Annotated in this window: 22 protein-coding genes, 2 pseudogenes and 1 riboswitch; of the genes and pseudogenes, 8 read left to right on the top strand and 16 right to left on the bottom strand. The window is 74.9% G+C overall.

Going from position 1 to position 26204, the window contains the following annotated elements; all coding sequences use genetic code 11:
• Positions 1-183, top strand: a pseudogene (locus IE330_RS29680) (aminotransferase class V-fold PLP-dependent enzyme); the annotation flags it as partial.
• A gap of 63 nt (positions 184-246) precedes the next feature.
• On the opposite strand, the gene IE330_RS29675 reads toward IE330_RS29680, so the two are convergent.
• Positions 247-750 carry a MarR family winged helix-turn-helix transcriptional regulator gene (locus IE330_RS29675; RefSeq protein WP_190139240.1) on the bottom strand — a complete coding sequence of 168 codons (504 nt, stop codon included), beginning with the start codon at positions 748-750 and terminating at the stop codon, positions 247-249.
• Between the two features lie 144 nt (positions 751-894).
• Here IE330_RS29675 and IE330_RS29670 point away from each other — a divergent pair, with 144 nt between their 5' ends.
• Positions 895-1956, top strand: coding sequence for an alkene reductase (locus IE330_RS29670; protein ID WP_190139239.1), 1062 nt, complete (start codon positions 895-897; stop codon positions 1954-1956).
• 69 nt (positions 1957-2025) lie between these two features.
• Here the strand turns inward: IE330_RS29670 and thpD are convergent, their stop codons facing one another.
• From thpD to IE330_RS29645, 5 genes are all read right to left on the bottom strand, one after another.
• Positions 2026-2925 carry an ectoine hydroxylase gene (gene thpD / locus IE330_RS29665; RefSeq protein WP_190139238.1) on the bottom strand — a complete coding sequence of 300 codons (900 nt, stop codon included), beginning with the start codon at positions 2923-2925 and terminating at the stop codon, positions 2026-2028.
• Positions 2926-2999: 74 nt separating this feature from the next.
• Positions 3000-3404, bottom strand: coding sequence for an ectoine synthase (locus IE330_RS29660; protein ID WP_190139237.1), 405 nt, complete (start codon positions 3402-3404; stop codon positions 3000-3002).
• Positions 3405-3456: 52 nt separating this feature from the next.
• Positions 3457-4728, bottom strand: coding sequence for a diaminobutyrate--2-oxoglutarate transaminase (gene ectB, locus IE330_RS29655; protein WP_190139236.1), 1272 nt, complete (start codon positions 4726-4728; stop codon positions 3457-3459).
• A 70-nt stretch (positions 4729-4798) separates the two neighbouring features.
• Entirely contained in the window at positions 4799-5371 is a 573-nt protein-coding gene (gene ectA / locus IE330_RS29650; protein ID WP_190139235.1) for a diaminobutyrate acetyltransferase, read from the bottom strand.
• A gap of 694 nt (positions 5372-6065) precedes the next feature.
• Positions 6066-7172: a pyridoxal-phosphate-dependent aminotransferase family protein gene (locus IE330_RS29645; RefSeq protein ID WP_190139234.1), complete on the bottom strand. Its 1107-nt coding sequence runs from the start codon at positions 7170-7172 to the stop codon at positions 6066-6068.
• A gap of 122 nt (positions 7173-7294) precedes the next feature.
• On the opposite strand from IE330_RS29645, the gene IE330_RS29640 reads away from it, so the two are divergent.
• The 3 genes from IE330_RS29640 to IE330_RS29630 all read left to right on the top strand — a co-directional run bounded on the left by IE330_RS29640 (position 7295) and on the right by IE330_RS29630 (position 11012).
• The gene (locus IE330_RS29640; protein ID WP_190139233.1) at positions 7295-8383 is read left to right on the top strand and encodes an amidohydrolase family protein; all 1089 of its coding nucleotides are present in this window, start codon (positions 7295-7297) and stop codon (positions 8381-8383) included.
• Between the two features lie 456 nt (positions 8384-8839).
• Positions 8840-9781 (top strand): SCO1860 family LAETG-anchored protein, encoded by a 942-nt coding sequence (locus IE330_RS29635; RefSeq protein WP_190139232.1) that lies wholly within the window; start codon positions 8840-8842, stop codon positions 9779-9781.
• Positions 9782-10055: 274 nt separating this feature from the next.
• Positions 10056-11012, top strand: coding sequence for an immunity 49 family protein (locus IE330_RS29630; RefSeq protein ID WP_190139231.1), 957 nt, complete (start codon positions 10056-10058; stop codon positions 11010-11012).
• A gap of 161 nt (positions 11013-11173) precedes the next feature.
• Here the strand turns inward: IE330_RS29630 and cobC are convergent, their stop codons facing one another.
• A complete protein-coding gene (gene cobC / locus IE330_RS29625; RefSeq protein ID WP_229926017.1) occupies positions 11174-12490 on the bottom strand; it encodes an Rv2231c family histidinol phosphate aminotransferase CobC in 1317 nt (438 codons plus the stop codon).
• A 196-nt stretch (positions 12491-12686) separates the two neighbouring features.
• A pseudogene (locus IE330_RS29620) lies at positions 12687-13052 on the bottom strand (cobalamin biosynthesis protein); the annotation flags it as partial.
• A 138-nt stretch (positions 13053-13190) separates the two neighbouring features.
• Between IE330_RS29620 and IE330_RS29615 the strand changes: the two are divergent.
• The gene (locus IE330_RS29615; RefSeq protein WP_190139230.1) at positions 13191-13934 is read left to right on the top strand and encodes a ZIP family metal transporter; all 744 of its coding nucleotides are present in this window, start codon (positions 13191-13193) and stop codon (positions 13932-13934) included.
• Between the two features lie 56 nt (positions 13935-13990).
• Here the strand turns inward: IE330_RS29615 and IE330_RS29610 are convergent, their stop codons facing one another.
• The 8 genes from IE330_RS29610 to IE330_RS29575 form a co-directional block, all read right to left on the bottom strand.
• Complete coding sequence (locus IE330_RS29610) at positions 13991-15478, bottom strand: cobyrinic acid a,c-diamide synthase CobB (RefSeq protein WP_190139229.1); 1488 nt, start codon at positions 15476-15478, stop codon at positions 13991-13993.
• Positions 15472-16080, bottom strand: coding sequence for a cob(I)yrinic acid a,c-diamide adenosyltransferase (gene cobO, locus IE330_RS29605; protein WP_190139228.1), 609 nt, complete (start codon positions 16078-16080; stop codon positions 15472-15474). Before cobO ends, IE330_RS29610 begins: the two co-directional genes overlap by 7 nt.
• On the bottom strand, positions 16080-18161 hold the full coding sequence (locus tag IE330_RS29600) for a putative cobaltochelatase (protein ID WP_190139227.1): 2082 nt from the start codon (positions 18159-18161) through the stop codon (positions 16080-16082). Before IE330_RS29600 ends, cobO begins: the two co-directional genes overlap by 1 nt.
• A 151-nt stretch (positions 18162-18312) precedes the next feature.
• Positions 18313-19821 carry a cobyric acid synthase gene (locus tag IE330_RS29595; RefSeq protein WP_190139226.1) on the bottom strand — a complete coding sequence of 503 codons (1509 nt, stop codon included), beginning with the start codon at positions 19819-19821 and terminating at the stop codon, positions 18313-18315.
• Positions 19818-20771 (bottom strand): cobalamin biosynthesis protein, encoded by a 954-nt coding sequence (locus tag IE330_RS29590; protein WP_190139225.1) that lies wholly within the window; start codon positions 20769-20771, stop codon positions 19818-19820. Before IE330_RS29590 ends, IE330_RS29595 begins: the two co-directional genes overlap by 4 nt.
• 171 nt (positions 20772-20942) lie before the next feature.
• A riboswitch (cobalamin riboswitch) is annotated at positions 20943-21027 on the bottom strand.
• A 259-nt stretch (positions 21028-21286) separates the two neighbouring features.
• On the bottom strand, positions 21287-21520 hold the full coding sequence (locus IE330_RS29585; protein ID WP_190139224.1) for a hypothetical protein: 234 nt from the start codon (positions 21518-21520) through the stop codon (positions 21287-21289).
• Between the two features lie 12 nt (positions 21521-21532).
• Positions 21533-22813, bottom strand: a complete 1281-nt coding sequence (locus IE330_RS29580) for an inorganic phosphate transporter (protein ID WP_190139223.1) — start codon at positions 22811-22813, stop codon at positions 21533-21535.
• 225 nt (positions 22814-23038) lie between these two features.
• The gene (locus IE330_RS29575) at positions 23039-23785 is read right to left on the bottom strand and encodes a lysozyme (protein WP_190139222.1); all 747 of its coding nucleotides are present in this window, start codon (positions 23783-23785) and stop codon (positions 23039-23041) included.
• A gap of 211 nt (positions 23786-23996) precedes the next feature.
• On the opposite strand from IE330_RS29575, the gene IE330_RS29570 reads away from it, so the two are divergent.
• Both IE330_RS29570 and IE330_RS29565 read left to right on the top strand, forming a co-directional pair.
• Entirely contained in the window at positions 23997-24767 is a 771-nt protein-coding gene (locus IE330_RS29570; RefSeq protein ID WP_190139221.1) for a class II aldolase/adducin family protein, read from the top strand.
• 76 nt (positions 24768-24843) lie between these two features.
• Entirely contained in the window at positions 24844-25971 is a 1128-nt protein-coding gene (locus IE330_RS29565; protein ID WP_190139220.1) for an alpha/beta hydrolase, read from the top strand.
• Positions 25972-26204: the final 233 nt, after the last annotated feature.

Here is a 26204-nt window from a genome sequence, read left to right as displayed (position 1 = left end):
AACGCCGCGCCCGGGTCGCCCGTCGTGGCCGTGCCCGGGCTCGGCGCCCGGCAGCCGGAGCTGAGCGCGGCGGGCGTGGAGGTGTCCGACCGCGCGGGCTCGCTGCGGGCGGCCTTCCACTTCTACAACACCGAGGCGGACGTCGACCGGCTCCTGGACGCCCTCCCGGCGGCCTGGCGCTGACACCGGCCCCGCGCTGCGGCTGTCGGCGCGCCGAAGCCGCCACCGCGCCGAGGCGCCGCCGCCCTAAGCCCGCCGCCCCGCCGCCGCGGGGCAGTCGGCGGTCTCCGTGCACAGGTTGGCCTCGACCCGGGACAGCAGCCGTCCGAGCTGGGCGCGCTCCTCCGGGTCGAGGCCCGCCAGCGTGTGCTGCTCCAGTCGGGTCCAGGCGCGCTCCACGGTCCGCATCAGAGTGCCGCTGTCCTCGGTGGCCTCGACGAGCACGGCCCGCCGGTCGGCGGGGTCGGGGCGGCGGCGCACATGGCCCGCCTGCTCCAGGCGCTGGAGCATCTTCGTGACCGTCGACGGGTCCAGGTCGACCATCCTGATCAGCTCCGACTGGCGCACGGCGCCCGCCTCCCACAGGTGCATCATCATCAGCTCCTGGCCGGGGTAGAGCCCGGCGTCCTTCAGGAGCTTGCCCGCGGCGGTGCGGTGCAGGCGCGCGACGCGGGGGATGGCGGCGCTGACGGGACCGCCCGCGGCCGCGGACGGACAGACGGGCTCGGCCCGCTCGGTTTCGGCCTTCATGGCACAGCTCCAGGTCACGGGGGAGGGGGACGTCCCCAGATTACCTTGGTCGGCCAATGAATGCGCTACAGTGGCTCCCGGTTGTTATTACTTGGCCGACCAATAATGGTGGCCAGGACCGGCTACGCACGCCTTGGAGCTGCCATGACCACCGCGTTCGACCCCATCGACCTCTCCGGCACCCCGCTCGCCAACCGCATCGCGCTTGCCCCCATGACCCGCAGCCGGGCCGGGGCCGGGGGCGTGCCGACCGACCTCACCGCCGAGTACTACGCCCAGCGCGCCTCCGCGGGCCTGCTCGTCACCGAGGGCGTCCAGCCGTCCCCGGTGGGCCAGGGCTACCCGGACACCCCCGGCCTGCACAGCGCCGAGCAGGTCGCGGGCTGGCGCAAGGTCACCGACGCCGTCCACGCCAAGGGCGGCCGGATCTTCGCCCAGCTCATGCACACGGGCCGCGTCGGCCACCCGGTGCTCCTGCCCGACGGCCTCGTCCCGGTCGGCCCGTCGCCGATAGCCGCCGCAGGCCAGGTGTACACGCACGAGGGCCCGAAGGACTTCGTCACGCCGCGCGAGCTGACCGGGGACGACGTACGGGCCACCGTCGCCGAGTTTGCCGCGGCCGCGCGCCACGCGATCGAGGCGGGCTTCGACGGGGTGGAGCTGCACGGCGCCAACGGCTACCTCATCCACCAGTTCCTCGCGCCGGGCTCCAACCGGCGCACGGACGCCTACGGCGGCTCGGTCGAGAACCGCATCCGCTTCGCCGTCGAGGTCGCCGAGGCGGTCGTCGCGGAGATCGGCGCGGCCCGCACCGGCATCCGCCTCTCGCCCGGCAACCCCCTCAACGACATCCACGAGCCCGACCCGGACGAGACCTACCTCGCCCTGGTCGAGAAGCTGGACGCGCTGGACCTCGCCTACCTGCACGTCATGGAGGTCGGCCCGATCCGGGAGCTGACCACCGCGCTGCGCAAGGGGTTCCGCAACGCCTTCGTCCTCAACCCCGCCACCGAGGGCCCGACCGGCCCCGAGGCCCTCGCGCTCGTCGAGGACGGCACCACGGACATCGTCTCGTACGGCGCCCTGTTCCTCGCCAACCCGGACCTGCCCGCGCGGCTGCGGGCGGGCGGTCCGTTCAACGAGCCCGACCGCGCCACGTTCTACGGCGGCGGCGCGCAGGGCTACACGGACTACCCGACGCTGTAGCCGGCTCGCGCGGGCAGCGCGAAGGCCCGGCGCCGCGGGGCGCCGGGCCTCGTCGCACGTCCGTCCGGCTCAGCCGATGGGCGTGAAGTCGCGCGCCCCGATGAACTCGGGCCGCCGGACGGGGGCCGCGAACGGCTCCACCGCCGTGTTCTCCACGCTGTTGAAGACGATGAAGACGTTCGAGCGCGGGTACGGGGTGATGTTGTCCCCGGAGCCGTGCATGGCGTTGCAGTCGAACCAGGTGGCCGAGCCGGCCTCGCCCGTGAACAGGCGGATGCCGTACGCCGAGGCGAGCTTGGTGAGCGCCTCGTCCGAGGGCGTGCCCGCGTCCTGCATCTGGAGCGACTTCTTGTAGTTGTCCTTCGGCGTCGCGCCCGCGCAGCCGAGGAACGTCCGGTGCGACCCCGGCATGATCATCAGCCCGCCGTTGGTGTCGTAGTTCCTGGTGAGCGCGATCGACACCGAGACGGTCCGCATGTTCGGCAGGCCGTCCTCGGCGTGCCAGGTCTCGAAGTCGGAGTGCCAGTAGAAGCCGGAGGCCCCGAAGCCGGGCTTCACATTGATCCGCGACTGGTGGACGTACACGTCCGAGCCGAGGATCTGCCGGGCCCGGCCCACGACGCGGGGGTCGGCGGCCAGGCGCGCGAAGACCTCACTGATCTTGTGCACCTCGAAGATCGACCGGATCTCGCGCGAGCGCGGCTCGACGATGGAACGCTCGTCCGCGCGCATCTCCGGGTCGTTGATCAGCCGCTCCAGCTCCGCGTGGTACGTGCTCACCTCGTCGGGCGTGATCAGCTCGTCGACGGCCCGGAAACCGTCCCGCTCGAACGCCGCGAGGTCCTCGTCCGTGAACGGCCCCGGCGTACCCGGCGCGGACCACACGACGGGGTCCTTGCGGTCGATGAGGACCTCTTCGGTGCCTCGGGTCGGGTACAGGTCGGCGGTGCGTTCGGGTGCGGTGGTCATGGCGGTGCCTGCCTCTCCTCTCGTACGGCCCGTGTGGGGATGTCGGGGTGTCCTGCTGCCCGGGGCTGCGCCGGCTACTCGGCCTCCGGCTCCGTGAGCAGCGGGTAGACGCCGTTCTCGTCGTGGTCCTCGCGGCCCGTCACCGGCGGGTTGAAGACGCACAGGCAGTGGAAGTCCTCCTTGACGCGCAGCGTGTGCTTCTCGTGCCCGTCGAGCAGGTACATGGTGCCGGGCGTGATGCGGTACGTCTCCCCGTTGGTGTGGTCGGTGAGCTCCGCCTCGCCCTTGGTGCACACGACGGCCTCGACGTGGTTGGCGTACCACATGGAGGTCTCGGTGCCCGCGTACAGAATGGTCTCGTGCAGGGAGAAGCCGACGCGCTCCTTGGCGAGCACGATGCGCTTGCTCTCCCAGGTGCCCGACTTGGCCTTCACGTGCCGGTCGGTGCCTTCGATGTCCTGGAACGAACGGACGATCACGGTGAGTTGATGCCTTTCCTGCTGGTGGTACGGGGGAGTGGGCGCGGGGCGCTCAGGCCGTCTCGCGCACGGCGCGGGTCAGGGTGCGCAGGCCCTCGTCGAGCTCCTCGGCCGTGATGGTCAGGGCCGGCAGGAGCTTGACGACCTCGCCCTGCGGGCCGGAGGTCTCGATGAGCAGACCGAGCTCGAAGGCGCGCCTGGCGACGAGCCCGGCGCGCTCCTTGTCGCGGAACTCGATGCCCCACACCAGGCCGCGGCCGCGGTACTCCACGATGTCGGCGCGGTGCTCGTCGACGAGCGCGACGAGCGTCTGCTCGACCTGCTCGCCGCGGGCGCGGGTCTGCTTCTCCATGGCGGAGCCGTCGGTCCAGTACGTCTGGAGGGCGGCGGCGGCCGTCACGAACGCCGGGTTGTTGCCGCGGAAGGTGCCGTTGTGCTCACCCGGCTCCCAGACGTCGAGCTCCGGCTTGAAGAGGGTGAGCGCCATCGGCAGGCCGTAGCCGCTGATGGACTTGGAGACGGTCACGATGTCCGGCGTGATGCCCGCCTCCTCAAAGGAGAAGAACGCGCCGGTGCGGCCGCAGCCCATCTGGATGTCGTCGACGATGAGCAGCATGTCCTGGCGGTGGCACAGGTCCTGCAGGGCGCGCAGCCACTCGGCACGCGCCACGTTGATGCCGCCCTCGCCCTGCACGGTCTCCACGATGACGGCGGCGGGCTTGTTGAGCCCGGAGCCCTGGTCCTCGAGGAGCCGCTCGAACCACAGGAAGTCCGGCACCTTGCCGTCCAGGTAGTGGTCGAACGGCATGGGCGTGCCGTGCACCAGCGGGATGCCGGCGCCGGCCCGCTTGAAGGCGTTGCCGGTGACGGCGAGCGAGCCGAGCGACATGCCGTGGAAGGCGTTCGTGAACGACACGATCGCCTCGCGGCCCTTGACCTTGCGGGCCAGCTTCAGCGCGGACTCCACCGCGTTGGTGCCCGTCGGGCCCGGGAACATGACCTTGTACGGCAGGTCGCGCGGGCGCAGGATCAGGTTCTGGAACGACTCCAGGAAGGCGCGCTTGGCCGTCGTCGACATGTCGAGGCCGTGCGTGACGCCGTCGCGCTCCAGGTAGTCGAGCAACGCCCGTTTCAGGACGGGGTTGTTGTGCCCGTAGTTGAGGGATCCGGCACCGGCGAAGAAGTCGAGGTACTCGTGGCCGTCCTCGTCGTACATGCGGCTGCCCTGCGCGCGGTCGAAGACGGTGGGCCAACCGCGGCAGTAGCTGCGCACCTCCGACTCAAGGGTCTCGAAGACGCTCAGGTCCGGCTGGGTGATGGTCACAGCGAATCTCCTGGGAGATGGAAAGGGGTGAGGGGTCGAGGGGCGGACGGGTGACGAGGTGCCCGAGGGCTCAGCGGGCCACCGGGCCGATGACGTAAAGGACTTCGGGCTCGTGCCCGCCCTCGTCGCCGGGGAACAGGGCCGCGTCGAAGAGCACCGTGCGCTCCAGGCGGGCGCCGTGCCGCTCGGCGTACGAGGTGAACACGCGCTCCGAGGCGGTGTTGCCCGGCGTGACGGTGGTCTCGACGGTGTCGGTGCCGCGCTCGGCGGCGACCTTCGCCGTCAGCCCTTCGAGCAGCGCACCGGCGAGACCCCGGCCACGGTGCGCGTGGTCGACGGCCATCTGCCAGACCACGAGGGTGCGCGGCGCGTCCGGGCGGACGTAACCGGTGATGAAGCCGACCGGCTCGCCGTCGGCGTCCCTGGCCACGGCGGACGTGGCCGCGAAGTCGCGGCACCACAGCAGATAGCTGTACGAGGAGTTGAGGTCGAGCACCTTGGAGTCGCGGGCGATCCGCCAGATCGCGGCCCCGTCGGCGACACCCGGGGTGTCGAGGCGCAGGCCTTCGGGCATTCCACGGAAATTCGCTTGCGGGTCGGACGCTTGCAGGTCGGTCGGTAGATCGGCTTGTGCAGCGGTCATGCGGATTGAATTTACCCAGCAATTTCTGGAATTGCATCGGGGGAAGGGGTTACGTGGCGCGCCGTCATGTGTTATCGCGCCTGCGCGGGCGCCCGCATGAGGACCCGGGAGATCGCCCATATTTGTCCGGATTATGCAGGCAAATCGGTCGCGATGTGGAGTACGTCACAGGCTGATACGGGGTCGTCGCGCGCCCGGAATGTGGCCTTTCGCGTTGTCGAAACCTTGGTGTTTAGGCTCGGTAAAAGCGGGCAGGAGAAAGCGGGAAGCTGTTCTCGACTGTTCCTGAAAGAATTAGTGAAGGCGCCGTTAAAACGAACTGAAAAAGGGAGTCTTAATGGGGTCGACCGCTGCGTCGGCGCCGCGCCGACCGCTTCGCGCGGCGTTACCGCGAAGCGCAGCGGAAAGCCCCTCCGGGGAACCCGGAGGGGCGGACGCGAAGGACGGACGGAAAGGGCGGGGGAGGGGCGGCCCGCGGGGCGGGCGGTGACGCGCGCGCGGGGCGCCCGCCCTGACGCGAGCGCTGTCGGGAAGGCTGCCGCGAGCGGCTGCCGTGCGTGCTGCCCGGAGGGCCGCCGTGAAAGCTGCCGGGAAGGCTGCTGGGAGAGCCGCCGCGACGGCTGTCGGGAGGGCTGCCGCCAGCGCTGTTGGGAGGGCCGTCGCGAAAGCTGTCGGGAGAGCCGTCGGGTGGTGGTCAGGCTTGGGCCCAGGCCTCCGTGGCGGCGCGCCGGGCCGCCTCCAGGTCCACCGTGACGCCGAACTCGCTCAGCGCCGAGCCCAGCGCGGCCAGCGAACCGTGCACCACGCCCCGCGTCGCGTCCGGCCCGTAGTGGTTGACCCGGATCATCTCCTTGGCCAGCGCGCCCCCGCCCGCCACGAGCGGCAGCACCGGGTCGGCGGTCAGCGCCTTCGCCACCAGCGCCGAGGCGTCCACGCCCCGCGGCGCGCGCAGCGTCGTGGCCACCGGCGCGGCGTCCCGCGCCGCGTGCACGTACGGCTCCAGGCCGACGCCGAGGGCGAGCGCGCCCGCGCGGGTGGCCGCGGCGGCGGTGGCGTGCCGCGCCATCAGCGCCTCCAGGCCCTCCGACTCGATCCGCTCCAGGCACGCCTCCAGGGCGAGCATCTCCAACTGCGCGGGCGCGTGCAGGAGCGCCTTGCGGCCGCCGTCGATCCACCGCTCCTTCCAGTCGAGGAGCGACAGGTACGAGCGGCGCGGCGCCTGAGGGTTGGCGGCCATCCGCTCCCAGGCGCGCTCGCTGACCGACACCGCGGACACCCCCGCCGGGCCGCCCATCGCCTTCTGCGCGCCGATCACGCACAGGTCCACGCCCCAGGCGTCCGGCAGCAGCGGCTCCGCGGCCACGGACGCCACGGCGTCCAGCATGAACAGCGCCCCGTGCGCGCGCACCACCTCGCCGATCTCCGCTACCGGGTTGGTGTTGCCGGTCGCGGCCTCGGCGTGCACGAGCGAGACGAAGTCGATCCCGGGGTGCGCGGCGAAGGCCTCCTCGACCTGCGCGGCGGTGACCGCCGTGTGGAACGGCACCGCGAGGTCGATCACCGTGGCGCCGCAGTCGCGCAGCCAGTTCCCGAAGGTCTGCCCGTACGGGCCCGTGATCACGTTCAGGGCGGTGGTGCCGGGCCGCGCGGCGCCCCGGATGCAGCCCTCCAGCGGCAGGAGCGCCTCGCCCTGCGTGATCACGACGTCCTGCCGGGTGTCCAGGAGCCGCGCCACGCGGTCCTCGATCGCGGCGAAGTGCGCGGCGCTCAGCGGTGCCAGGTCGAGAAAGGGGTGGGTCATGGGCGTGCGCTCACTTCGCTGCTGCGTCGGGACGGTTGGCTGCCCCGAGCCTACCGACCGCCCCCGGAGCCCGTGCCCGCCCGGCCCGGCCCCGGCCCTTCCCGCCCTCCTAAGCTGCTGCCATGAGCGATCACGCGGTGCTGCACGTGAAGGGGCGGGTGCTCGTCGGGCCCGAGGACGTACGGGACGAACTGTGGGTGGTCGGCGGGCGGGTGACCTTCGAACGGCCCGCCGTGCGGGACGTGGTCACGGTGCGCGGCTGGGCGCTGCCCGGCCTGGTCGACGCCCACTGCCACGTCGGGCTCGACGCCCACGGCCCCGTCCCCGCCGAGGAGGCGGAGAAGCAGGCCCTCACCGACCGCGACGCGGGCGCGCTGCTGCTGCGCGACGCGGGCTCGCCGTCCGACACCCGCTGGATCGACGACCGCGAGGACCTGCCGAAGATCATCCGAGCGGGCCGCCACATCGCCCGCACCCGCCGCTACATCCGCAACTACGCGCACGAGATCGAGCCCGACGACCTCGTCGCGTACGTCGCCCGCGAGGCCCGGCGCGGCGACGGCTGGGTCAAGCTCGTCGGCGACTGGATCGACCGCGAGGAGGGCGACCTCACCGCGTGCTGGCCGCGCGGCGCGGTGGAGGCGGCCATCGCCGAGGCGCACCGGCTCGGCGCCCGCGTGACCGCGCACTGCTTCGCCGAGGACTCGCTGCGCGACCTGGTCGAGGCGGGCATCGACTGCGTCGAGCACGCGACGGGGCTGACCGAGGACACCATCCCGCTCTTCGCGGAGCGGGGCGTCGCCATCGTGCCGACCCTCGTGAACATCGCGACGTTCCCCCGGCTCGCCGCCGGTGGCGAGAAGAAGTTCCCCAGGTGGGCGGAGCACATGCGCCGCCTGCACGCCCGCCGCTACGACACCGTCCGGGCCGCGTACGACGCCGGGGTCCCGGTCTTCGCGGGCACCGACGCCGGGGGCTCCCTCGCCCACGGCCTGGTCGCCGGGGAGGTCGCGGAGCTCACCAGGGCGGGCATCCCCGCGCTCGACGCGCTGTCCGCCACGACGTGGGCCGCACGGGCCTGGCTGGGCCGCCCGGGCCTGGTCGAGGGCGCGCCCGGTGACCTCGTCGTGTACGAGGACGATCCGCGGGCCGACGTACGGGTGCTCGCGGCGCCGCGCAGGGTGGTCGTCAACGGCAGGGTCGTGGGTTGACGGCGGCGGACCGCCCGCGGCGCGGCGGGGACGGCGTCCGTGGCACCCGCGCCCGGGTCCCGCGGGCGCCCGCAGGGAAGGCGCCCGCGGGGCACGGGTGAGGTGCGCCCGAAGCCCCGTACGCGGGCGAGGAGTTGACGGACGGTGACGCGACGGCGCCGGGCTCGTTGACGAGGGGCTGTTCGCCTCCCGGTCCGCGGCTGCCGCCCGCGAGCGGACGTGAAGCGGGTGTCCCGGGGGAACTTCCGTGGCAGCCGATTCGAAAGCAGGGGCGGAAACCTCTCGTTGGGGTGAACTCACGCCAGGTTGTCGCCCGTTCACTCTCAGTGCGTAAGGATGCCGGAGTCGGCGGCGCCGCCCGGCGTACTCCGGCAGCCGTGGTGCCCCGCGCACGTGATGTCCCCGTGTGGCGTGCGCGGGTGGCACCTTCGTCACTCATGTGGGGGTTCCACCACCTTGTCCAGCAACACCTTCCGCCGCCCGGCCGCGCGCCGCGCCGTCGCCCTCGCCGCCGCCACCGTGGTCGCCGCCGGTCCCGCGGCGCTCGCCACCGGCGGGGCCGCGCACGCCACCGACGGCGACAGGGGCGGCCGCGCCGGTGCCGTCGTCCTCCGCACCGGGCTGAACGTCTCCCTGCTCAACAAGTCCGTGCGGCAGCCGCTCAACCTCGCCCTGAACGACGTGAGCGCGCCCGCGAGCGCCGAGCGGACCACCCTCACCGCGAAGCTCGACGGCGTCGAGGGCGGGCAGCCGTTCAGCGTCCTGCGCGCCGACGCCGCCACCGCGCGGGCCACCGTGGAGGGCGGCACCGCCGAGGGCTACAGCAACGTGGCCCGCGCCAAGGTGCACCTGCCGGGCCTGCCGCTGCTGCCCCTCGTCGAGGTCGACCAGGTCACGTCGAAGGCCGTGTGCGCGGCCGGGAAGCGGCCCACCGCCGAGTCGACCTTCGTCGGCACCGTGACCGTCCTCGGCAAGCAGGTCGCCGTGAAGTCCGCGGGCACCACCGAGGTGTCCGTCCCCGGCGTCGGCGAGGTCCGCCTCGACCTGTCCGCGACCCGGACCACCTCCCGTACGGCCGCCGCCACCGCGCTCCGGCTCCAGGTGGACGTCGACCCGCTGAAGCTCGGCGTCGCGGCCGTCAAGGGCACGGTGACCCTCGCGGGCGCGACCTGCGAGACCCCCGCGCCCGGTGCCAAGCCGCGCCCCGAACCGCAGGGCGGCAAGCCGGCGGAGCCCGTCACGCGGCGGGAGGCGCCGAAGCCGGAGCCGAAGCCCAAGGACGAGAACGAGGACCTCGCGGAGACCGGGGGCAGCGCGGTGACGCCGTACGTGGCCGGCGGCGCGGTGGCCCTCCTCCTGGGCGGAGGCGGAGCCCTGCTCTACGCCCGCCGCCGCTGAACCCGGCCCCTGGGCCTTGAGCGGGTCCGGTGGGCCTTGAGCGGGTCCGGTGAACCTTGAGCGGGTCCGGCGCCCCCGTCCGGTGGCCCGGCGCCACCGGGCGGGGGTCCGGCTTCGGCCGCTGCCCAGCACGCTCGCCCACCCACCCGTCCGTTGCCGCCAGTTGCCCAGGCGGGGCCGTTGTGCCGCTGCGCGGCAGCCCCGCCACCGTCGGGGAAGCACGCGACGACGGCGCCGGCCTCCTCGCTGAGACCCGCCTGGCAGCATGTCGACCATGAGAACGGTGGCGGGACACGACGTCGACGACCAGCGGATCGCATCGGTGCTGCGGCACTTCGACGCGACGACGGAGCGGAACTGGGAGGGGATCCAGGACGGCACCCTTCCCCTGCGGCCCACCCTGGCCCGGATGAGCGGCGACTTCCTGGACCACTACGCCGCCCGTGCCGCACGGGACACCCGATTCCGTTCCCACGACGCCCGCGCCGACCTGGAGGACGCGGCGGCCTGCGCCTTGGGCGTGCTGGACCTGGGGGTCTTTCCCGAAGGCGACTGGGAGGTGCGCCTCAACCACGTCGGCGAGTCGATCGGCAACCCGGGGACCGACTACGACGAGACCCGCCAGCCCGCGCACCCGACCACCGCGCGCACCTGGACCGATGCCTTCGAACTCTGCGTGGTCAGCGGCCTCATATGGCAGTGGGACAAGGCGATCGGCCTCGTCCTGCGAGCCGATCACGCCCCGGAGATCCGGGCGGGCGTGCCCTACGCGCGGCAGGAGTCGGTCTCCCGCGGCAGCGACCTCGCGCAGATGAACGCCCTGTGCGGCTACCTGACCCCGGCGAGCGGACACCTGCCCCGGGACTGGCCGACCGTCCCCCTGCGGAAGCCGGGTGTCGACGAGCGTCTGGACGCCGCCCTGGAGCTCGACGCCGCGGGCCCCTTGACCGCCGATCAGCGCCTGCTGCGCGTCCTGCTGACCGACCACCAGACCGCCTTCGAAGACGCCCTGTACGACCACCTGACCGCGTACCGCGCCGCGGTGGCGCCGGACGCCGCCCCGGCCACTCTGCTGCCCACCGGCGCCGTCACCCTCGCCGCCCTTGCCGTGCAGGCCCACGGGTGGGACCTGGCCGTCGAGTCGGACTACCTGTTCCCTTCGATCCTGCGTGAGCCCGAGGGGGCGCGCTCGGCGGAGAACCACCTCGGGGGGTGGGCGGCCGCGCACTGACGGCTGCCGCGAGACGGGTCGCGACGCGGTGCGTTGAGGGCTGCGCCGTGAACTGCCGAGTCACGGGCGGGCGGGTGGGCACGGCCGCCGCGGAGCGGCGGGGTGGCCGCGCCTGGGAGTGCCGAGTCACGGGCGGGCGGGTGGGCAAGCCCCCGCGACCGTCAGGTGGCGCGGCCCCCGGGCCAGGCCCGGAGCAGGGCCTCGGTGGTGGCCCGGCCCCGCACGGCCACCCGTACCCAATCGGGCCCCAGGCCAGGAAACGTGTCGCCACGCCGCACCACGAACCCCCGCTCCAGCAACCGCTCCCGCACCACGGTGGCCGCCCCGGGCGTCCGTACGAGCACGAACGGCCCCTCCGCCGGACCCACCACCTCCACCCCGGGCAGCGCCGCGAGCCCGGCCACCAGGTGCCGCCGGTCCGCGGCCACGCGGTGCGCGACGTGTCCGGCCTCGGCGAGCGCGCGCGGCGTCACGCAGGCCTCGGCCGCCGCGAGGGCGGGCGACGACACCGGCCACAGCGGCTGCGCCCGCTCAAGGGCGCCGATCGTGGCCGGGTCGGCGAGGACGTACCCGATGCGCAGCCCGGCGAGCCCCCACGTCTTGGTGAGGCTGCGCAGCACCACGAGCCCGGGCACGTCGACGCGCCCGGCCAGGGCCTCCCGCTCCCCGGGCACCGCGTCCATGAAGGCCTCGTCCACCACCAGCACCCGCCCCGGGCGGGCCAGCCGGGCGAGGTCGGCCGCGGGGTGCAGGACCGAGGTGGGGTTGGTCGGGTTGCCCACGACCACCAGGTCCGCGTCCTCGGGCACCGCCGCCGGGTCGAGCCGGAAGCCGTCGGCCGCCCGCAGCAGCACCCGCCCCACCGTGTGCCCGGCGTCCCGGAGCGCCGCCTCGGGCTCCGTGAACTGCGGGTGCACGACCACCGGCCGCCGTACCCGCAGCGCCCGCGCGAGCAGCACGAACGCCTCCGCGGCGCCCGCCGTGAGCAGCACCCTGCCGGGCTCCACCCCGTGCCGCGCCGCCACGGCGGCCCGCGCCGCCCGCCCGTCGGGGTAGGCGGCGAGCCCGTCGAGCGAGGCCGTGATGTGCTGCTTCAGCCAGGCCGGCGGCGTACCGGAGCGGACGTTCACGGCGAGGTCGACGGGACCGGCGGGACCGCCGTTGCCGCCAGGGCCCCGGGGTGCGCCAGGGCCGCCGGGGCCCGCGGTGTCGCGTACCTCCGCGTCCCCGTGGTGCCGCAGATCGACGTCGTCGGGCGGGCCGACGGGACGCGCCGCCGCGGCCTCGGCGCGGGCGTCCGGCACGTCCCCGCCACCGACCCCGTCCGCCCACGACGCCGTACCCACGTCCACGCCCGAGTCCGTGCCCACATCCGTCATCACATCCGAGCCCGAGCCCGAGCCCGAGTCCGAGTCCGTGCCCACATCCGTCATCACACCCGTGCCCGTGCCCCAGTCCGTGCCCACGTCCGTACTCATGTCCCTGACCGTGCCCCTGTGCCGCTGTCCCTCGTGGCCCGGGCGAACGCCCCCGGCCGGCTCCGTCGGCGCCTGCCCGGCGCCGGTCGCGTCGGCGGAGCGTACCCGCCGCCGCCCGCGGACCCGCCGGCACCCGGGCGACGGCGCACGTCGCCCGGGCGGACCTCCGCTTCGGCACCAGGAGCTCGCCGCCCCGCGCGAGCGCCGCGGCCTCGGCCACGGACGGCGTACCCACGGCGGCGAGCACCGCGCCGGACCGGCCCGCCACCGCGACCCGCGCCAGCTCCTCCGCCGAGTACACCGCCAGCGGCACCCCCAGGTGCGCGGCCGCCCCGGCGACGCCGGGCTCGTCCCGTTTGGCGTCGACGGTCGCCAGCCCCCGTACGGCTGACACGGGCAGCCCGGCGTCCCGCAGGCAGCCGAGCACGAGGTCAAGGACCTCGTCGACCGCGACGCCCTTGCGCGCGCCCACGCCGACGACGAGGTCCCGGCCTTCCGCGCCCCCGGCCGCCTCGGCGGCTACGGACGGGACCGCACCGGCGGGGGCGGCGACGTCAGCCATGAAGGAATCCTCTCGGGCGGGACGGGGCGGGACGGGACGGGGCGGGCAGGGGAGGGCGGGGCGGCCGGACGCGGCCGTGCGGGTGACAGTCGCGGCAACCGGTTAGCGGCGGCCGCCCCGATCCGCTAGCAAGAGCCCATGGCGGTGTTCGTGGCGCTCGGCGCGTTCGTGATGACCCTGGTGGGCGGCTGGACCGCCGGGCGGGTCACCGACCGGCGCCATCTGGTGCTCGGCCTCGCGGGCGGCCTGATGCTCGGCGTGGTCGGGCTCGACCTGTTGCCGGAGGCGCTCGAGGCGGCGGGCGAGCCGGTGTTCGGGGTGCCCGCGGCCCTGCTCCTGGCCGTCGCGGGATTCCTGTTCGCGCACGTGGTGGAGCGGCTCCTCGCGCTGCGGCGCGCCGCCCCCCACGGCGCCGACGTGGCGGGCGGGGCGGCCGGCGCCCGGGTGCCGCAGGTGGGGCTCACCGCGGCGGCCGCGATGGTCGCGCACAGCGTCATGGACGGCGTCGCGATCGGCGCCGCCTTCCAGGTGGGCGGGGGCATGGGCGCGGCCGTCGCGGTCGCCGTCATCGCCCACGACTTCGCCGACGGCTTCAACACGTACACGATCACGAAGCTGTACGGGAACGCGCGGCGCAGGGCCGTGGCCATGCTGGTCGCGGACGCCCTCGCCCCCGTCGCGGGCGCCGCGTCCACGCTGCTCTTCACCCTGCCGGAGCCGCTGCTCGGCGGCTACCTCGGCTTCTTCGGCGGGGCGCTGCTCTACCTCGCCGCCGCCGAGATCCTGCCCGAGGCCCACCACGACCACCCGGCGCGCTCCACGCTGCTGTGCACGGTGGCGGGCGCCGGTTTCATCTGGCTGGTGGTCGGCCTGGCGGAGTGAGCCCCTCGTCCCGCCGCGCACCCCGCCACCGACCCCGCCGCGTATCGCTCCACACGTCACCGAGCGACCCCGGCCCCGGTCCCGGCCACATCCCCGGCCCCGGCCGCATCCCCGGCCCCGGTCCCGGCCACATCCCCGGACTCAGCGACGGCCGAAGCCTCGGCCCCGCCCCCGGCGAGGCACCTCCCCACGAACCGCCGCGCCACCCCCGGCCCGGCCGCCCAGTGCGTGTGCAGATAGCTCGCGTGCACGCCCCGCTGCACGAAGCCCTCGACGCGCGGCTCGGGCGTGCGCAGCCCCCAGGCGGGAGCCGCCCCCGCGCCCGGCTCGACCACGGTGCGGTGGAACTCGTGCCCGCGCATCCGCGTCCCCGCGGTGGCCAGGACGCTGTCGGACACCGCCACGGCGTCCCGGTAGCCGAGCGTCAGCCGCTCCGCCATCCGCGCCCGGGCGTCGAGCACCCCGCACATCGGCTTCCCGTCGAGATCCCGCGCCAGGTAGAGCAGCCCCGCGCACTCGGCCGCGACCGGCGCCCCGGCGGCGGCCAGCTCCGCCACCGCCTTCCGCAACGGCTCGTTGGCGGACAGCTCCGGCGCGTACACCTCCGGGAACCCGCCCCCGATGACCAGCCCCCGCGTCCCGGCGGGCAGTCGCTCGTCGTGCAGCGGGTCGAAGACGACGACCTCGGCCCCGGCGGCCGTGAGCAGCTCGGTGTGCTCGGCGTACGAGAACGAGAACGCGGCCCCGCCCGCGACGGCGACCACCGGCCTGCCGCCCACCGGCACCTCGTCCCCCGGCGCGGCCACGCCCGCCCCGGCACCGACGGCCGGCTCCCACGGAGCCCCCGGCCAGGGCCCCGCGCCGCGCGCCAGCGCCAGGATCGCCTCCAGGTCGCACCCCTGCCGCACCTGCTCCGCCAGCGCCGCCACCGAGTCCACCGCCTCGGCCCGCCGCTCCGCGACCGGCACCAGGCCCAGGTGCCGGGACGGCGCCCGCACCTGCGGGGCCCGCCGCAGCGCGCCCAGCACCGGCACGCCCGACGAGTCGAGCGCCTCCCGCAGCAGCTCCTCGTGCCGGTCGGAGCCCACCTTGTTGAGGATCACCCCGCCGAGCCGCACCTCGGGGTCCCACGACGCGAAGCCGTGCACGAGCGCCGCCACGGACCGCGACTGCGACGACGCGTCGACGACCAGGACCACCGGCGCCCGCAGCAGCTTCGCGACGTGCGCCGTGGACGCCAGCTCGCCCTGCCCGGCCGCCCCGTCGAACAGGCCCATGACGCCCTCGATCACGGCGAGGTCGCACCCCGCCGCGCCGTGCGCGAACAGCGGGCCCACCAGGCCGGGGCCGCACATGTAGGCGTCCAGGTTCCGGCCGGGGCGCCCGGTGGCGAGCGCGTGGTAGCCGGGGTCGATGTAGTCGGGCCCCACCTTGTGCGGCGAGACGGCGAGGCCCGCCCGCGTGAAGGCCGCCATGAGCCCGGTCGCGACGGTCGTCTTCCCGCTCCCGGAGGACGGCGCCGCGATGACGACACGTGCTACCACTCGATGCCCCGCTGCCCCTTCTGACCCGTGTCCATCGGGTGCTTGACCTTCGACATGTCCGTGACGAGGTCGGCGTACTCCACCAGCTTCTCCGGGGCGTTGCGCCCGGTGATCACCACGTGCTGGGTGCCGGGCCGCTCCCGCAGCACCTCCACCACCTCGTCGACGTCCACCCAGCCCCAGTGCAGCAGGTACGCGAACTCGTCGAGGACGTAGAACCGGTACGTCTCGGCGGCCAGGTCCCGCTTGACCTGCTCCCAGCCCTCGCGCGCCTTCTCCTCGTGGCTCGGCTCGCCCGCCGCGGGCTCCCGCTGGATCCACGACCAGCCCTCGCCCATCTTGTGCCAGTCGACGCGCCCGCCCTCGCCGCTGGCCCCGAGGACCTTCAGCGCGTTCTCCTCGCCGACCTTCCACTTCGCCGACTTGACGAACTGGAACACCCCGACGGGCCACCCCTGGTTCCAGGCGCGCAGCGCCATGCCGAACGCGGCCGTCGACTTCCCCTTGCCGACGCCCGTGTGCACCATCACCAGCGGGCGGTTCCGGCGCTGACGCGTCGTCAGCCCGTCGTCCGGCACCACGTTCGGCTGCCCCTTCGGCATTACGCGACCTTCCTCTCGTTGCCCGTCCGTACCTCACGGACGAGTCCGGCGATGCTCTCCGCGCGCAACTCGTCCAACGTCACCGCCGTACCGCCCAGTTCACCGGCGAGCCGCGCGGCGAGCCCGAGCCGTACGAACCCGGTCTCGCAGTCCACGACGACCGACGCGACCCCGTCGGCCGCGAACAGCCGTGCCGCCCGCCCCGCCAGGGCCACCGGCTCCACCCCGCCCGTGGCGCGCCCGTCGGTCACGACCACCACCAGCGGGCGCCGCGCCGGGTCCCGCAGTCGCTCGATCCGCAGCACCTCGTGCGCCGTGAGCAGCCCGGCCGCGAGCGGCGTACGCCCGCCCGTGGGCAGCGACTCCAGGCGCGCGGCGGCGGCGTCCACCGACGACGTGGGCGGCAGCGCCACCTCCGCGGCGGCGCCGCGGAACGTCACCAGACCCACCTTGTCCCGCCGCTGGTAGGCGTCGAGCAGCAGCGAGAGCACGGCGCCCTTGACGGCGCCCATCCGCTGCCGCGCCGCCATCGAGCCCGACGCGTCCACCACGAACAGCACGAGGTTGCCCTCGCGCCCCTCGCGGGTGGCCTGCCGCAGGTCGTCCCTGCGCACCACGAGCCCGGGCCCTGACCGGCCGCGCGTGCGCTGGTGCGGCGCCGCGGCCTGCACGGTCGCGGCCAGGTGCAGCTTCGTCAGCGTCCCGCGGGGCCGCCGGGACCCGGTCGTCCGCCCGTGCTCGGTGCGCGCCCGCGACCGCCGCCCGGCCGCGCCGTCGCCGAACCCCGGCACGCTCAGCACCTTCGTACGGAACGGCTCGGCGGCCCGCACCGGCTGCTGCACCCCGGCCGGGGCGCCCTCCGGCCGGCCGCCCTCGGGGGCCTCGCCACCGGCCGGCGGCGAACCCGTCCCGGCGGAGGCGTCCGTGTCCGGGGGCGGGGCCTGGGGCGGCAGACCGCCGCCACCGCCGTCCCCGCCACCGCCGGGGCCCGGGTCGTCGTCCCCGCCGTCGTCCCCGTCACCGCCGTCACCGCCGTCACCGGTGCCGGTGTCGCCGCTGCCGGTGTCGTCGTCGGCGAACTCCTCCAGCGTCTCGTCGAGCTTGTCCTCGTCGAGCCCCGGCGCGTCGAACGGGTTGCGGCGCCGCCGGTGCGGCAGCGCGAGCAGCGCGGCCTGCCGCACGTCCTCGGCGAGCACGTCCTCGCGCCCCGCCCACGCGGCGAGCGCCGTCGCGGTGCGGGCCATCACGATGTCGGCGCGCATGCCGTCCACCTCGAAGGCCGCGCAGGTCGCCGCGATCTGCCGCAGCGCGCCGTCGCCGAGCCGCACCCGGGGCAGCAGCGCCCGCGCGGCCACGACGCGGTCGCGCACGGCGGCCTCCTCCGCGGCCCAGCGCCCGGCGAAGCCCTCGGGGTCGTCGTCGTAGGCGAGCCGCCGCCTGACGACCTCGACGCGCTGGTCGGGCTCGCGGGAGGCCGCGACCTCCACGGTCAGGCCGAACCGGTCGAGCAACTGCGGCCGCAGCTCGCCCTCTTCGGGGTTCATGGTCCCGACGAGCAGGAAGCGCGCCGCGTGCCGCACGGACACGCCCTCGCGCTCCACGTACGAGGCGCCCATGGCGGCGGCGTCGAGCAGCAGGTCGACCAGGTGGTCGTGCAGCAGATTGACCTCGTCGACGTACAGGATGCCGCGGTGCGCGTCGGCGAGCAGGCCCGGCTCGAAGGCCTTGACGCCCTCGGCGAGCGCCCGCTCGATGTCCAGCGCCCCCACGAGCCGGTCCTCGGACGCCCCGACGGGCAGCTCCACCATGCGCGCGGGCCGCGTGGTGCCCGTGCCCGGCTCGTGCGGCCCGTCCGGGCACCCGGGGTCGGGCGCCCCCGGCGCGCACGAGAACCGGCACCCGGCGACGACGTCCACGTCCGGAAGCAGCGCCGAGAGCGCCCGGACGGCCGTCGACTTGGCGGTGCCCTTCTCACCCCGCACCAGGACGCCGCCGACCGCGGGGGAGACGGCGTTGAGCAGCAGGGCGAGCCGCAGGTCGTCCTGGCCGACGAGGGCGGTGAAGGGGTAGGGGGTACTCACGCGACGACCTCCATGTCGAGCCCGTCCGGCGCGTCGTCGAGCCCGTCCGGCGTGTGAGGACGAGGCGCGACGCACCGACAGGAGCGGGGGGCCAGGGGGCGGCAGCCCTCTGGTTTCGGGATGGGACGGGCTAGGGGAGCCCCCGGCGGGGTCACGACGGCGCCCCCGGCGGCACGAAGGGAAGACCGGCGGGCGGGCCGCTCTCGATCAGCCGCAGCAGCGCGTCCGTGTCCGCGCTCTCCTCGATCAGGTCGCCCAACAGATCGAGCTGCTCCTCGCGCAGCGCCGCGAAGCTGGTGTCCGGGGCCGGTACGAAGCGGCGCCCGGCCGCCCGCGCCACCTCGGTGAGGAAGCGCCGCCGGAACGCGTCGCTCTCCAGCGAGCCGTGCCAGTGCGTGCCCCACACCTCGCCGACGCGGCAGCCGTCCAGGAACGGCTCGCCGCCGAGCACGTCGGCGACGCCGTGGTGGATCTCGTAGCCCTCGACGGGCTCGCCGAGCGCCTTTCCGGACGGCCGCGCCAGGGTCTTCTCCCGCGCGAACCGCACCCGTACGGGCAGCAGTCCGAGCCCCTCCACGGTCCCGGCGCGCGACTCCACCTCGTCCTCGATGCGCTCGCCGAGCACCTGGAAGCCGCCGCAGATGCCCAGCACGGGCCGCCCCCGCGCGGCCCGGCGGGCCAGCGCGTCCGCGAGCCCGCGCTCGCGCAGCCAGGCCAGGGCGCGCACGGTCCCGCGCGTCCCCGGCACGACAACCAGGTCGGCGTCGGCGAGCTCCTCCGCGCGGTCCACGAACCGCACGACGACGCCCGGTTCGGCGGCCAGGGCGTCCACGTCGGTGAAGTTCGACATCAGCGGCACCGCGCAGACGGCGACGCGCAGCACGTCCTCGCCGTGCGGCGGCGCGACCGCGGACTCGCGCACGGCGCCGCGCAAGGACACCCGCAGGCCGTCCTCCTCGTCGATGCCGAGCCCGTGCCGGAACGGCAGCACGCCGAACGTCCGCCGTCCCGTGAGCCCTTCGAGCATGTCGAGGCCCGGCTCCAGGAGCGACACGTCGCCGCGGAACTTGTTGACGAGGAACCCGGCCACCAGCTCCTGGTCGGCGCGGTCGAGCAGCGCCACGGTGCCGAAGAACGACGCGAAGACGCCGCCGCGGTCGATGTCCCCGACCACGACGACCGGGAAGCGCGCGGCCCGCGCGATGCCCATGTTCACGATGTCGGTGCGCCGCAGGTTGATCTCGGCGGGACTGCCCGCCCCCTCGCAGATCACGGCGTCATACGTGCCCCGCAGCTCCTCCAGGCATCCCACGACGGTGTCGAACAGCGCCTGCTGCCTGCCGCCGTGGTAGCCGCGCGCGCTCATCTCGCCCACCGGCTTCCCCATGAGGACGACCTGGCTGGACCGTTCGCCGCCGGGCTTGAGCAGCACCGGGTTCATCAGCGCCGACGGCTCGACCCGGGCGGCCTGCGCCTGCATGGCCTGGGCCCGCCCGATCTCGGCGCCCTCGCGGGTGACGAAGGAGTTCAGCGACATGTTCTGCGCCTTGAACGGCGCGACGGAGACGCCCTTGCGGGCGAGCCACCGGCAGATCCCGGCGGTGACGACGCTCTTGCCCGCGTCGGAGGTCGTCCCGGCGACCAGCAGCCCGCCGCTCACCGCGACACCCCCTTCCCGCACCGCGCCCGCGCCAGGCGCGCCCCGGCGGCGACGCCCAGCGCCAGCCAGCTCACCCGCCGGGACAGCCGTACGGCCCGCTCGATGTCGTCGACGGCCACGGTCCGCCCCTCCTCGTTCAGCACCGGCCGCTCCTCCACACGTCCTCCGTACGACAACGTCCCCCCGAGCCGCACCCCGAGCGCCCCCGCGAACGAGGCCTCGACCACCCCGGCGTTGGGGCTCGGGTGCCGCCGCGCGTCGCGCCGCCAGGCCCGCAGCGCCCCCTGCGGGGCGCCCCCGGCGGCGACCGCGAGGAGCGCGGTGAGCCGCGCCCCCGGCCACCCCGCGACGTCGTCGAGCCGCGCGGAGGCCCAGCCGTACCGCAGGTACCTGGGCGACCGGTGGCCCACCATGGCGTCCAGCGTGTTGACGGCCCGGAAGCCGAGGAGGCCGGGCACGCCGCCCACGGCGCCCCACACCAGCGCGCCCACGACGGCGTCGGACGTGTTCTCGGCGACGGACTCCACGACGGCCCGCGCGATCCCGTCCGCGTCCAGGGCCTGCGGGTCGCGCCCGCACAGGTGCGGCAGGCGCTCCCGGGCGACCTCCACGTCCCCGGCGGCGAGCGCGCCGCCGATGGCCCGCGCCTCCGCCACGAGCGCGGTGCCGCCGACGACGAGGCAGGTCGCCGCCGCGGACAGGCCGACGGACGCGCCCCGCGAGCGGCGCCCGGCGCGGACGGCGAGTGCCCCCAGGGCGACGGCGCCCCCGGCGCAGACGGCGGTGTGCAGCGCGCCCCACCCGCGGTGGTCGCGCCACAGGACCCGCTCGACGGCACCCGCCGCACGCCCGAACGCGGCGACCGGGTGCCCTCGGCGGGGGTCGCCGAGCAGCAGGTCACCGAGGAGTCCGGCGGCGGCGCCGTACGCGAAGTCGCGATCGGCACGCATCGAATCAGCCCGCCGTCACGCGCGGGAGACGGCGGGAGGAACGAGACCCGGGGAGGCCGGGGGAAGGGCTCGACCCGAAGGGAGCCCCGGCGGGGAACGGCGGTCGGCCGCGCATGACGACGTGTCCTCACTCAGGGTGTCCGCGCCCTGGTTCGACGTGACAGGCGGCGAGAGTTCCTGGCTCCCGGGGAGCGCGGCGGACGCGCTGCGCCGGTGACAGTGGCGGGACCGCGCCGGATTCGCACCGGACTTCCTCTGCTGCCGCCGTGGTTGGCCCCGGCAGTCCACCACGCCCGTCAGCGCCCGTCAACTCGCGGTTGACCTGCGGCGGGGCAGTGTTGCGCGGACCACGTCCACGCGCCGTCGGCGCCCCTCGGACGCGCCCTCGGACGCCCCCTCGCACCGGCCCCCGTACGACAGGAACAGCACCCGTACGACAGGAGCGGCACCCGGTGAGCCACCGGGTGCCGCTCCTGTCACGACCGTCCGCGCGCTGCCCAGCGGCGCGCGCGTCCTCAGACGACGATCAGATAGATCCCGTACGACACCGCCGCCGCGCACAGCGCGAAGCAGGCGTACGCGCCCAGGCGGGCCGGCAGCGCGCCCGTGCCGCCGCCGGCCGTGGCGGTGCGGGCCTGCTCCTGCTTGGAGAGGCCGACGATGCCGAGCGTGAACAGGCCCACGAGGGCGACGGTCACCACGAGGCTGACTCCGAAGACGGAGCCGAGGGCTGCCCAGTCGATCTTCATGCTGCTGCTTCCTTAGACCGTGGCGGGCCGGGCGGGGTCCGCCACGGACGCGGTGTTCTCGGACATCGGCGGCTCGGGGGCGCCCACCGACGCGGTGGCCAGCGCGCCCGCCGGGGGCGGGGTGACGGCGGCGATGGCGGTGGTGACGACGCCCGCGGGCTCGCCGTCCCGCGCGGCGCCGGTCGCGCCGATCTCGTCGGCCGTGACGTTCGTGTGGTCGACCGGCTGGCGGCGCGACAGGGACCAGATGACGGCGGAGCCGCCGATGAGCAGCGCGGCCGTGACCGCGACGCCCCAGTCGCCCTGCTTGGTGAGGAGTTCGGCACCGGCGCCGACCAGGCCCGCGGCCGGCAGCGTCAGGCCCCAGGCCACGAACATCCGGGTGGCGGTGGACCAGCGGACCACACCGCCCTTGCGGCCGAGGCCCGCGCCCATCACGGCGCCGGAGCAGACCTGCGTGGTGGAGAGGGAGAAGCCGATGTGCGAGGACGCGAGGATCGCGGTCGCGGCGGAGGTCTGCGCGGCGAAGCCCTGCTGCGGGGCCAGCTCGGTCAGGCCCTTGCCCATGGTGCGGATGATCCGCCAGCCGCCGAGGTAGGTGCCGAGCGCGATGGCGACACCGGCCGAGACGATGACCCACAGCGGGGGGTTCGCGCCCGGGTTGAGGACACCGCCGGTGATCAGGGCGAGGGTGATGATGCCCATGGTCTTCTGCGCGTCGTTCGTGCCGTGGGCGAGCGAGACGAGGCCGGCCGAGGCGATCTGCCCGGCGCGGTACCCCTTCGAGGTCGCCTTCTCGTCCGTGCGGCTGCTGATGCGGTACGTCAGCCGGGTGGCGAGGGAGGCCGCGATACCGGCCACCAGCGGGGCGGCGACCGCGGGGAGCAGCACCTTGGTGACGACCGTGCCGCCGTTCACCGACGACCAGCCCATGGACATCACGGCGGCGCCGATGAGGCCGCCGAACAGGGCGTGCGAGGAGCTGGACGGCAGGCCGAGCAGCCAGGTCAGCAGGTTCCAGAGGATCGCGCCGACGAGGGCCGCGAAGATCACCTCTGTCTTCAGGCCGTCCTCGTTGATGATGCCGCCGGAGATGGTCTTGGCGACTTCGACGGACAGGAACGCTCCGACGAGATTGAGCACGGCGGACATGGCCACCGCCGTCTTGGGCTTGAGGGCGCCGGTCGAGATGGTCGTCGCCATCGCGTTGGCAGTGTCGTGGAAACCGTTCGTGAAATCGAACACGAGAGCGGTGACGATCACGATCCCGAGGAGAAGCGTGATGTTTTCCATTTACCCAGGCTTCTGTTGGACGTCAGTGGCTTGTGGACCGTAGGCAACCTGAGTGAACGGAAAGTGAACTGGGCCGGGCCTGGCGGTGACCCGTCCGGGGATGCCGCGGCGCCACATCGTTCCGGCATACACCGGAGCGCGCCCCCGAACCCGGCCGGGAAGCCCCCACACCCCCGGAATTGGGCCGTCCGGGGCATGTCCGAGGAGTGCCCCGGCCCTCTTCGCTCAGCCGCGCGCGAACTGCCTGAGCTGGGCCGTCGAGCCGCGAAAGAGATCCTGGTCACCCGGCAGCCCGCCCCCGCCGCTGCCGTCGGAGTGCTGCCAGAACGTCCAGGCCGACCAGCCGCTCGGCAGCGCCCCCGGCGACGCCGACCAGCGCGCGAGCCACAGCGGGTGCCGGCCGAAGGCGGTGCTGCCGCCCGTGCAGGCGTTCCACCACTTCGCGGTCGTGTAGATCACCGGCAGCCGGCCTGTGCGCCGCCGCACCTCGTTGCTGAAGGACGTGATCCAGGCCACCATGCGGGCCCTGGACAGGCCGTAGCAGGTCCGGTTCCCGTACGGGTTGTGCTCGATGTCGAGCGCGGGCGGCAGCGTCCAGCCGTCCGGCGTCCAGTGTCCGCCGTTGGCCACGAAGTGCGCGGCCTGCGCCCGGCCGGACGACCGGTGCGGCAGGGCGAAGTGGTACGCGCCCCGCACCAGCCCGGCGGCGCGGGACCCGTCGTACTGCCGGCGGAAGTACGGGCTGCGGTAGGTGTGGGACTCGGTGGCCTTCACATAGACGAAGCGCGCCCCCGCGGCCTTCGCCCCCGGCCAGTCCACGTTCTTCTGGTGCGAGGACACGTCGTGCCCGCGCGTGCTGTCCGCCGCCGCCGCGGGCGCCTCGGCGAGCGCGGACCCGCCGATCGCCAGGGCCGCGACAGACGCGGCGACGGCGCGGACACGACGGCGGGACGGCTGCTGATCACGGGCCATGCTTCCCCCTGGATGGCGACGCGTTCCCCCTGGACGGCGACGCGCGTGGCAAATCCCCCAGAGGCTACTGGAAGATTCACCCATAAATGTTCAATATTCAGCTAAGTGTGCCGAGTGGGGTGAACGAGGAGGAAAGGGGCTGAAGGGTGCGCGAGATCCCGGGCTGTCCGGAACCCGCGTCCGGACCGTCGCCGCCTGACAGGATCACGGCATGACTGAGCAGCGACAGGAAGAGCCACAGGAAAAGCCACAGAAAGAGTCACGGCAAGAGCCGCAGCAAGAGCCGCAAGTGGAGCCACGGGTGGAGCGGCAGGGCGCGGCGGGCGGCGGCCCGGCGCCCGGGGCGCTCGCGCGGGCCTGGGACGCGCTGGTGGCGACCGCGCGCCGGACCGTCGCCGACGGCCTCGTCGTGGGCACCTCCGGCAACGTCTCCGTCCGCGTCGGGGACACCGTCCTCGTCACCCCGAGCGGCGTCGCGTACGACGGCCTGGGACCGGCCGACGCCGTCGGCGTCGACCTGGACGGCAGGCGCCTCTTCGGCGAGCTGACCCCCACCAGCGAGCTCCCCATGCACCTGGAGATCTACCGCGCCACCACCGCCGGCGCCGTCGTCCACACGCACGCGGTGCACGCCACCGCCGTCTCCACGCTCGTCCCCGAACTCCCGCCCGTCCACTACATGACCAGCGCCCTCGGCGGCCCGGTGCGCGTGGCCCCCTACGCCCTGTACGGCACCGACGAGCTGGCGGCGCACATGCTGCGCGCCCTGCGCGACCGCACCGCCTGCCTCCTGCGGAACCACGGCACGGTCGCCTACGGGGACACCCTCACCCAGGCCTACGACCGCACGGCCCAGCTCGAATGGATGTGCCGCCTCTGGCTCACGGCCGTGTCCGTGCCCGGGCGCACCCCCACGCTCCTGACCCCGGACCAGCTCGACGAGGTGACGGAGAAACTGAAGGGGTACGGGCAGAGGAAGTGAGCGGGGACGGGCCCGGGCGTACCCGCCAGGGTCACGCCCGCTGGCCCCTGCCGCCGACCCCACGGAGACTTGACCCGTGCGCCCAGCCAAAGCCGCAGCCGCAGCCGTCACCGCCGCGTCCGCCGCCGCTCTCGCGGCCGTCGCGGCGGGCCGCTACGCCAGCAACGCCGCCCTCAGGACCGCCCCCGACCGCCCGCTGCCCACGCAGCAGCGCCTGACCGTCCACGCCACCGCCGCCGGACAGGTCGCCCTCACCCGCTCCCTGGCCTCCCTGCGCCCCGGCGTCCACGGCCTGGCGGGCCCCGGCTGCCACGCCGTGGTCGGCCCCGTCCTCGCGGAGACCCCGCACCCGGCCGACACGGTCGTACGCCGCCTGGAGCGGGTCACCCACGGCACCCTGGAGCCGGGCGCCAAGGTCTGGCTCACCCCGCAGGTGCACACCGGCGACCCGCGCTCGGCCCTGGGCATCGAGTACGCCGACGTCGAGATCCCCGGCGAACTGGGCACGCTGCCCGCCTGGTTCGTGCCCGGCGGCCGCGACACCTGGGTCATCGCCGTGCACGGCCTCGGCACCACCCGCGAGCACAGCATGGTCGTCATGGACTTCCTGCGCGCGTGGCGGCTGCCGGTCCTGGCCCTCGCCTACCGCGGCGACCCGGGCGCGCCGCGCTCCCCGGACGGCCTCGGCCACCTCGGCGAGACGGAGTGGCGGGACCTGGACGCCGCCATCCGGCACGCCGTGCGCTACGGCGCGCGGAGCGTCGTCCTGTACGGCTGGTCCACCGGCGCCACCATGGCGCTGCACGCCGCCGCGCGCGCCGCCCTGCGCGAGCGCGTGGCGGGGCTCGTCCTCGACTCGCCGGTCCTCGACTGGGAGGCCGCCCTGCGCGCGCTCGCCACCGCGCGCCGTACCCCGGCCCCGCTCCTGCCGCTCGCGGTGCGCGCCGCCCAGGGCCGCACCGGCCTGCGCGGCGACCGCCTGCGCACGGTCGCCGACCCCGCCGGGCTCAAGGTGCCGACGCTCCTGCTGCACAGCCCCGACGACGCCGTCGCCTCCTGGGCGCTGTCGCGCGAGCTGGCCCGCCAGCGGCCCGACCTCGTCACCCTGCACTCCGTTCCGGATGCGTCCCACGGCGCCCTGTGGAACGCCGACCCCGCCGACTACGAAGAGGCGCTCCGCCGCTTCCTCACTCCCCTCATGTGAGCCTCCCGCGCGCCGGGGCGGCGGCCCCCGAAGTGCTCCGCCGGGATTCCGTTTGGGTTTTCGGACCGTCAACAGGAAGACTGCTCCCGTGACGTCCCGTATCCCGCGCGACTCCCGGCTCCACCTCGTCCGTACCCCGTCGCCCCGGGCCGAAAGGCGGGCGGAGGCCGAGCGCGGCCCAGCCCCCGGCCCCCTCGGCGGCCCCGGCGCGGTCACCCAGCGCCGGGCGCGCC

The sequence above is a fragment of the Streptomyces longispororuber genome (assembly GCF_014656095.1).
GTDB classification, from domain to species: Bacteria; Actinomycetota; Actinomycetes; order Streptomycetales; family Streptomycetaceae; genus Streptomyces; species Streptomyces longispororuber.
Note: the sequence above shows the minus strand (reverse complement) of the source record. Positions and strands in the feature narration are given on the sequence as shown.